This window comes from Pradoshia sp., from assembly GCF_051873915.1.
Taxonomy (GTDB): Bacteria; Bacillota; Bacilli; order Bacillales; family Pradoshiaceae; genus Pradoshia.
The window spans coordinates 3922-5678 of the sequence record NZ_JBJEFJ010000183.1; the positions used below are offsets into that span (position 1 = coordinate 3922).

Annotated in this window: 2 protein-coding genes; both read left to right on the forward strand. The window is 49.1% G+C overall.

All coding sequences use genetic code 11. From position 1 onward, the window contains the following. On the forward strand, nt 1-345 hold a 345-nt coding region (locus ACI35L_RS16020; RefSeq protein ID WP_439803299.1), incomplete at its 5' end, for an acyl-CoA dehydrogenase family protein. Nucleotides 346-372: 27 nt separating this feature from the next. Continuing rightward, nucleotides 373-1757, forward strand: a 1385-nt coding sequence (locus ACI35L_RS16025; protein ID WP_439803300.1) for an aldehyde dehydrogenase family protein, incomplete at its 3' end; no start/stop codon positions are given.

The following is a 1757-nucleotide window of genomic DNA, read 5'->3' on the forward strand; positions in this document are numbered from 1 at the left end:
GGCCGATTCCAAGCCATTAAACATCGAATTGTCGACATGAAGCTCGACCTTGAGACAGCTCGCTCATTGACCTACTATGCCAATTGGGCGATGGAGAGCGGGGCGCCTGATCGGATTCAGGCGATAGCCAGCGCAAGATTATTCGTCACAGAAGCTTTTATACGAGTCGCTTCGCATAATATCCAGATTCATGGCGGCATCGGTTTCACCGAGGAAATGGACTGTCAATTATATGTGAAACGGGCGCGTTTCTATGAGAACTATCTAGGCACTAAACAGCAGTATTATGACCAAGCAGTCAAAGCATTGGGCTGGCTTCAACAGGAGAAAGAAGTTCTCGTTTGATTATAAAGTGATGAAAGGAGGATGAAGGTGGAAACTCGTAGCAGTGTAAAGGAATACGACAATCTGATTAACGGAAAAGTCACGCAAGCTCAATTTGGGAAAATAATTGACAGTATCGATCCATCTACCGGGCAGATTTGGGCTTCTGTCCCAAGAAGCACGGTAGAGGATGTAGAGGAAGCGGTCACCTCAGCCCGCCAGGCACTTCCAGCCTGGTCGGCAGTTCCTGCTTTAGAAAGGTCCAACTATCTCCGCCAAATTGGCGATGCCGTTGCCAGGCATGCGGAAGAGCTTGCTGAGCTGGAGACGCGTGATAATGGCTGGGTGATTAGAGAGACGATCTATGGCCTGATCCCTTCCTTAACAAGTATTTGGTATGATGCGGCAGGGGCGACTTCCCTTGGAAGCAGGGGAGAAACGACACAATTGGGACCAAATACAGTAGGGTATACCTTGCGTGAGCCATTAGGGGTGGTCGTTGGAATCATCCCTTGGAACGCTCCGTTGTTTACTTTCTCAATTAAGGCTGCCTATGCGTTGGCAGCTGGGAATACCGTTATTATCAAGCCATCTGAACTAGCGGCCGTCTCCTCTATGAGATTGGGAGAAATCATCCAAGAAATCCTGCCTCCTGGCGTGCTGAATGTGATTAGCGGGTACGGCTCAGAAATTGGGGAGGCTTTGGTCAGCCACAAAGGAGTTAATAAGGTAAGCTTAACAGGCTCTATGAACACTGCAAGAGCCATTGCAGAATCAACGGCTTCTAACCCGAAACCACTCACATTAGAATTGGGAGGAAAATCACCGAATATCGTCTTTGCTGACGCTGATCTGCAGAAAGCGGCTAACGGCGTAACCGTCAATGGCATATTTACCGGCAATGCAGGACAGATATGTGCAGCTGGATCCCGAATATTAATCCAACGACCTGTCTTTGATGAGATGATTGCGCTCATGAAGCAGCAAATCGACAGCTATATACAGCTAGGGGATACGATGAGCAGTGAGGTCTCCATGGGACCGATTGCCAACAAGGTTCAATACGATAAGGTCTGCTCCTATATTGAACTGGCTGAAAAAGAAGGCGGAGAAATCATTTACGGCGGCCGTGCTGGAGGTTCCTCTCTATTCCCGAATAAGCCTGAGCTGGCAGAAGGCTATTGGGTCGAACCGACACTTATTCAGGTCGATCGTAATTCCTATCGTATATGTCAGGAAGAAATATTTGGCCCCATAGCCGTCGTCATGCCATTCGATACAGAAGAGGAAGCACTCGCCATGGCCAATGATTCCGCTTACGGCTTAGCTGCCGGCGTCTGGACATCCAGCCTCGACCGTGCCCATCGAATGATCCGCTCAATAGAAGCAGGGAATGTGTGGGTGAACACATACAGGCGAGTTGGCCCTGAATT